The organism is Limosilactobacillus reuteri subsp. porcinus, assembly GCF_036621895.1.
Lineage (GTDB): Bacteria > Bacillota > Bacilli > Lactobacillales > Lactobacillaceae > Limosilactobacillus > Limosilactobacillus reuteri_J.
Genome location: NZ_LN887355.1, coordinates 22,864 through 29,441, shown reverse-complemented (window position 1 = coordinate 29,441; position 6,578 = coordinate 22,864). Strand labels below are relative to the sequence as shown.

General features: G+C 35.3%; 4 protein-coding genes and 1 pseudogene. 3 read left to right on the top strand and 2 right to left on the bottom strand.

Features of this window, described 5'->3' with window-relative positions:
• Positions 1 to 19: 19 nt before the first annotated feature.
• Both AACL61_RS02425 and AACL61_RS02420 read right to left on the bottom strand, forming a co-directional pair.
• Positions 20 to 955, bottom strand: coding sequence for a site-specific integrase (locus AACL61_RS02425; RefSeq protein WP_035157478.1), 936 nt, complete (start codon positions 953 to 955; stop codon positions 20 to 22).
• A gap of 78 nt (positions 956 to 1,033) precedes the next feature.
• Positions 1,034 to 2,200, bottom strand: coding sequence for a restriction endonuclease subunit S (locus AACL61_RS02420; RefSeq protein WP_339110942.1), 1,167 nt, complete (start codon positions 2,198 to 2,200; stop codon positions 1,034 to 1,036).
• Positions 2,201 to 2,301: 101 nt separating this feature from the next.
• On the opposite strand from AACL61_RS02420, the pseudogene AACL61_RS02415 reads away from it, so the two are divergent.
• From AACL61_RS02415 to AACL61_RS02405, 3 genes and pseudogenes are all read left to right on the top strand, one after another.
• Positions 2,302 to 2,942, top strand: a pseudogene (locus AACL61_RS02415) (restriction endonuclease); the annotation flags it as partial.
• A 16-nt stretch (positions 2,943 to 2,958) separates the two neighbouring features.
• Positions 2,959 to 3,885, top strand: a complete 927-nt coding sequence (locus AACL61_RS02410) for a restriction endonuclease (protein WP_339110941.1) — start codon at positions 2,959 to 2,961, stop codon at positions 3,883 to 3,885.
• A 294-nt stretch (positions 3,886 to 4,179) separates the two neighbouring features.
• Entirely contained in the window at positions 4,180 to 6,459 is a 2,280-nt protein-coding gene (locus tag AACL61_RS02405; protein ID WP_339110940.1) for a phospholipase D family protein, read from the top strand.
• The last annotated feature ends 119 nt before the right edge of the window (positions 6,460 to 6,578 follow it).

Here is a 6,578-nt window from a genome sequence, read left to right as displayed (position 1 = left end):
CAATTATCTCCTACTCGATTTAGTTCAGTTGAGATAGATGATGGAGAACCTTATCGTTATCTTTATTTTCGAGTTCCTCAATAATATGAATATAGGTTTCTTGGGTCGTTGTAGTGTTGGCATGGCCTAGTCTCTTAGCAACACTAGCAACTGACACTCCTTCATAAAGTAATAATGAGGCATGGGTATGGCGTAAACCATGAACAGAAATAGTTGGTATATCTAATTTATAGCAATATTTTTCTAACAAGCCATTAACAGTCGAGTTAAATACTCTTTTATTGTGTGGCACAAAAATTGGCCAGTCACTTTCTTTATTTCGAATAAGTGACTTAAATTGATTCATAAGGTGCCAATCGACCATCACAACACGATTTGAAGATTCATTCTTAGTTTTTTGAAAATTACCAATTGGCGTTTTATAATTCCAAGATTTATTAACGATAATTTGCTGCCTTTCAAAATCAAAATCTTCTGGAGTTAAGGCTAACGCTTCCGCAAATCGTAAGCCAGTCTTTGATACTAATAAAATAAACCAATCCCAGTTTAATTCGTCACCTAGATCAAGATGGCGGAGTAGTTTTTGCAATTCATAAAGGTTCAAAAATTTATTCTTTTTATTGCTAGGATCAACTCCCTTTATAATTGCTCGCCGTGTAGGGTCATGTTCCAGTAATCCTTCGTCTAGTGCATCAACTAAGGCTGCTTTTAGGTGATGATGAAAATCAAGAGTAGTTTGTTTTTCATGAGTAGCAGCATAGTTATTTAACAATTTTTGATATGATTGGCGAGTAAGTTCATTCATATGTAACTCTGGTGCAAGTTCTTTAATTTTTCTATGCGTTAAATAATATTTATCCAACGTTACTTTTCGAACTGCTTTTTCCTTATAAAGTTTAATCCAATCCATATAGTATTTATAAAATAGCTTTGTACTGTAGTGTTTCCGAGACATAATAAAACCTCCAATAAATAATCTAGTGTCAAAAACACAAATGTATTATTTATTGGAGGTTACGCTTCATGCAATAAATTAGATAAAGAGCTTTTGAAGAAGATATTTTTTAAGAATAGTTAATTGATCGATTTTAGATTGCTGGAGTTTAATCAAACTATCAATTTTCATTATCGTAATGCTTATTAGGTTTTCTTCTTCAATTTTAGGTAAACTTAACTTCAAATGTTTTACTATTTTAGCAGATAAGTTCCCTTGTCCCCCTTGAAGATAGGTTGAAATAATTTTTCTTTTGTTCTTAATTAACCAAGTTTTTATAAAATACACGTTGTCTTTTTTTAAGTTAATTGCCATTACAGCTTGATTAATAGCTCCATCAATTTGAGCTATTCCAACCTCTCCACTAGTTGCTCCATAAAGAGCATATAAAAGTGTCCCTTTTTTTATAAATTTAGCAGATGAATTTTTTAATCCATCTGGTGTTAAATGTAGCTGAGTGGTATTTTTATTAATTTCTGCAGATCTAATGAATGGGATGTTACCGCCATAGTAATCCTTATTAGAAATAGCCGGAGTTCCTCCAGAAAAAGTATTTGCTATATCATTAAATTTATGAGGCAACCAATTATCATTAAAGTTTTTAAACCTTAAAATTGGTTGTTTACAATCTTTATCAATAAACATTCGCTGTAATGAAAAAATCTTAAGTTGCCTTAATTGTTCCAATTTTCGTTGCTGGAGAGAAAGTAGATTCTCTAACGATTCAATTAGTTTTGAAATCTCTTGCTGTTCTATGAGTGAAGGATAAAACGCTGAATAATCAAAAAACAGATTACTTGAAATACCGAATACTTTAAGTCCAGTTCCAACATGATATCCATAATGCTTAAATCTACTTGTTTGGAGATTGTAATATATAAACATTGGAAATACTAATTTTCTGTTTGGACGAAAAGCTATTGTATGTAATCCGGCAATAATTGAAAATGCTCCAGTGCTTAGTAAGATAGCGGCATCTGCAATTCCCTTATAATCTTCCGAAGCATCAGCTACCACGACATCACCATTTCTTAAAGTAGAGTAATTTCCCTTAGTTATTGATGGTAACTTACTAGGTTCATTTATTTTTTTTGCTTTTCCTGTATGTATATCGCCATAATGAATATACTTAAATTTTGTTATATTTTTTGTCTCGTATTTTCTTGTATATGGGTAAGTTTTGATAGGAATTGTAATATCTCCCAACTTATGCTGCTCCCATTTAACATTAATACGTACTTTGATAAAAATTATTGATAATACTAAGAAATAGGTAGTAAAAAGTTACGATATAATAGGTATTTAGAATAGCAAATTATCCTTCGTTAGAACAGAAAAAAGAAATTGGTGCTTATTGGGATAAGAAAAATAAGGAACGTGCTGAACGTAATAAAAATAAAGTAAGTGAAGAAAGCGGAGACGAATCAACAGGGCCAGAAGACCAAGAGGATACTAAAGATTTAACCTGGAAAAACCAATTGATTGCTCAATTAATGAAGTTTGATCCTAGTAAATTTGAAAGCTTTTCGCGCTTGCTGATTTCAAAAATGGGTGTTGTGATTGATAAAGATCGCGAAATTGTTCGTTCCGGTGACCATGGAATCGATGGCTTTGGATATTTTACATCTTATGAATTCAGAACTAGTCGGGTAGCAATTCAATGTAAAAGGTACACAAAGGGAGCAGTATCTGAACCTGAAATCGACAATTTCAAATCGGTGTTTTCCTACATTTTAGAACCGGTGTTAACAGCTTTAATGCTGAATATGGGATATTTATCACAACTAATCATTTCACAGATCGTGCTCGAAAAAAGGCAACCCAAGGAAATAATACTGTAACATTAATTGATGGGCAGACACTAGCTGAATTGGTTGAAAAATATCAATTACATATTACGCCAGTTAATACGTATGCTTTAGATGACTATTACTTTGATTTGAAGTGAAATTTAGGAGTTGAAAATGATTGACTACACAACGTTAAAACATCAAGAGGATGGTACTCCGACTTGGGATGCATTTTTAGGAATTATTTTAAAAGTTGCCGTTGAAAGGCGGAATTGGCAAAGCAGTGAATTGATACAAAGAACTTTAGAAGAAGCTAATTTACCGCAAAGCATGTTGCAAATGCGTTATCCACAAAAGAGTCACGATTTGGTCATGCGTAATCGAGTTAGTTTTGCTTTAAGTGATTTAGCAATTTCAGGTTTATTAGACCGACCCAAGAGAGGCCTTTATCTCCCGACTCGTCGCGGGCAAGAGCTTAGTAAAGAATATGGAATTAATATAACGAGAACTTTGATCCATAATGAGCCAGCTTATAAGAAATACAAACAAGAAAAAAGTAATCAAAAGAAAAATAGACAGAAGCGAGAAAATAAAGATTTAGCTGAAAGTCAAGTTAAGGAATGGTTTAATCAGCAAGACGAAAAAACGCAGGATGAATTATTAAATCACTTGGTAAAAATGAATCCATATAAATTTGAAAACTTAATGGTTCAGTTGTTATCTGTAATGGGGTACAAGGGTGATGAAGGTCAAGCCTTAGTAACACAGAAATCAAATGATCATGGAATTGATGGAATTATTAACCAAGATCCACTAGGTTTGCAAAAAGTTTATCTTCAAGTAAAAAGATATGCGCCAGATAATTCAGTTCAAATGCCAGAAATTACAGCATTTAGTGGTTCAATTAAGCTCAAGCATGCAGATAGAGGTGTATTTATTACAACTTCTACATTTACCCAAGGTGCAATCAACGCAGCAAAGGACTTAAATATTACACTGGTTAATGGTGAGATGCTAACTAATTTAATGATTCAGTATCAAGTTGGAGTAGAAGTAAAAGAACATTATATGACATATAAAATTGATGGTAATATGTTTTAAGATACTAAATCTTCTTTAAACCTGAAATCGCTTCCTTACATTATCGCCCAAATGCGTTATAATTAATTTAACTGATCAACAAAGGGGCGATTAAATATGAAGTGTCCATGTCATAACTTGTCAAAGAACCAAAAGATTGTTTTATTAACCCTTGTCGCAGGAGCCTTAATTTGGCCAATGTACTTGCTATATAAGCTGGCAAAGAAGAACTAATTTTTATCCGAAGAATCACTTGCAAGTGGTTCTTTTTTTCATGATATAATTTGAAAGTTAACTAAAAAGGAGGCGAGTCACATGTTAGATATCCTAGATTACACTAAACAAGAATTGATTTCTGATGCCGATTTTTGGCAATTTGCGGGTGAACATCTTGAAAAACCGACTGAATTTAGGGGCGTTTCATTTGTTTCTTCAATTAAGTTTATTGAGGAGCAACTATTACCGCGCTATGATAAGGTCACTTTGATCCTCGGCTTAAGCGACAATGGGAAAGAATCAATTGGCAAACGGATGAGGCAGTTAAATGACCGGACTGAATTTGTCAATTATGGTTATGAACACCCTGATAGTGAATTTACGAAGCGAATTTTAGATGGTAGCTTGCAACTTTTATTCACTAAGCATGAATTAATTCATACCAAAATGTACTTAATGACAAGTGACGACCGGTATCTCTCATTTGCCGGTTCAATGAATTTAACCGAAGCAGCAATTCATCATAATTTAGAACAGCTCGACAGTGATTATGGAATGCAGAAGGATCCACTTTATCAATGCCATGTCCAGATGTTCAACGATAACCTTCGCCATGCGACTACCTATCTTGACGCAAAGAAAATGGCTGGGTTCATTAAGGCGAAAAATAAAGAGCAACTTCAGATTAATGTCTATACCGATACGGTGAATATGGTGAAAAACAAGGATACCGGTGAGCAAGATGCGGTGATTATCCCGGCAGAAGAAGTAAAAGAATATAAGGATCAGTATAGTTCTGACGAGGAATTAAAGAAACTATCAGCTCCAGAAAAATTGAGTGTCGCCCAAACTGTCAAGCTCTTTGGTAATGCTGGCTATAAGAAACGCAATCTCGAAAATATCGGGAAAGAACTCTACAGCCTTACCCAGGTAGTTAAACATGTGTCTCGAAACGATGATAACTCAGGAAAGGTTACCCGTGAAGAAGACCTCTACCCTAAACCAGTCTTGTTTTATAACAATGGTCAGTTATTTGAAGCGCCCCGTGTTGGTGATAATGTAAAGTCAGAATTAATAACATCGAATTTAACGGGTGACCGGCTCCGTGAACAGCTTCAATTATTTAGTGATATTGCCCATGAGTACGATAATTACAAAGAAGTCGGTGAGGGGTGGCAGGCATGTGATTTCATGTGTTTCCTATTTGAGGCGCCTTGGCTATGGAAAATCCGGAATATGTATGAATTATCGCCAAGTAGTAAATCGCGCGAAGATGTACCCCTTGGAGTAGCCTTGATTGGTCAAGGACGGACCGGGAAGTCGACGTTGGGAAAGCGGCTAGCAGCCAAGCTAACGGGGAGTGGCAACTTCCTTGATGGCGGTGTTTTTGATGCTAAAAATTATGCATTAGGAAAGTCCAATATCAATATGACTATTACAACGGTTTTAAGCGATTATATGTATAGTGCTGGGCCCGTTAATCCGATGATGATTGATGATATTAGCCCTGACTTAACGACGCGGCCATATTTTGATCGCTTTATTAAAGAGATTACCAATAACCGTAGTTTAACTCAGCCCCTCCCATCATTTATTTTTACGATGAATCGTCGTGAGGGTGACAGTAAATCGCAATTTTCCCTTAAACCGGAAATTATGCGTCGTTTATGGTACCTCAGCTTTGAATCAACTTTTGCCGGAGATGAGGATGAACGTGAAGCTAAATTAAATGACTTGCTTGAGCGCGCTAACGATCAGCTTTATCGTTATTGCCAAGTTGAACTCGCAAAATTCTTCAATGATGTGTCACCAGAGACAGAACAAAAGATTGAGAAGGATTACCTTTATCCCATCAAATATGTCTTGAAACAAGCGATGGACCAATTTGGGATGTTTGAGCTTGTTAAAGACTACTTTGATGATAATTATGATTACTCACTCTTTGTCGGGCGAAATGATTGGACAATGCTGATTAACCAGGCGGAAGTGGGTGCTGATCTAACGTTTATTCAGCAGGATGGTCAGTTAAAAGCGCAAATTAATAAGCAGCTTTTTAATAAGGTTTCAGATAGTACGGCGCGAAATAATGGTTCAATGATGATGGAACGGTACTTCCAATACCTGCCGCGAAAGTATCGGATTAGTTATCAATATACTAGTACCGGTTTTATTGTCGATGTTGCTAATTTTGATCGGTGGCTTAACAGTGATACCCTTCAGCAAAAGTATAATAGCAGCGAGGTAGCTCGGGACGCTCAAAAGGTAAATACTGATGCAAAGGTGACTGAATTGCTTACCCGGTTAACAGAGGCACAAGAAAAGCAAGCGCACCGCCATGGGATATTTAGCTGGCTTAAAAGAAATAAGGTGAACTTATGAAACATATTTGGATACTTAACCTATTTCAAAAGATAATTGTTTGGTTATTTATAATTGCTTTAATTACCTGGCCTATATATTTTTACGTAAAGGCAAAATGGGGCTAAAATAAGAGTGTA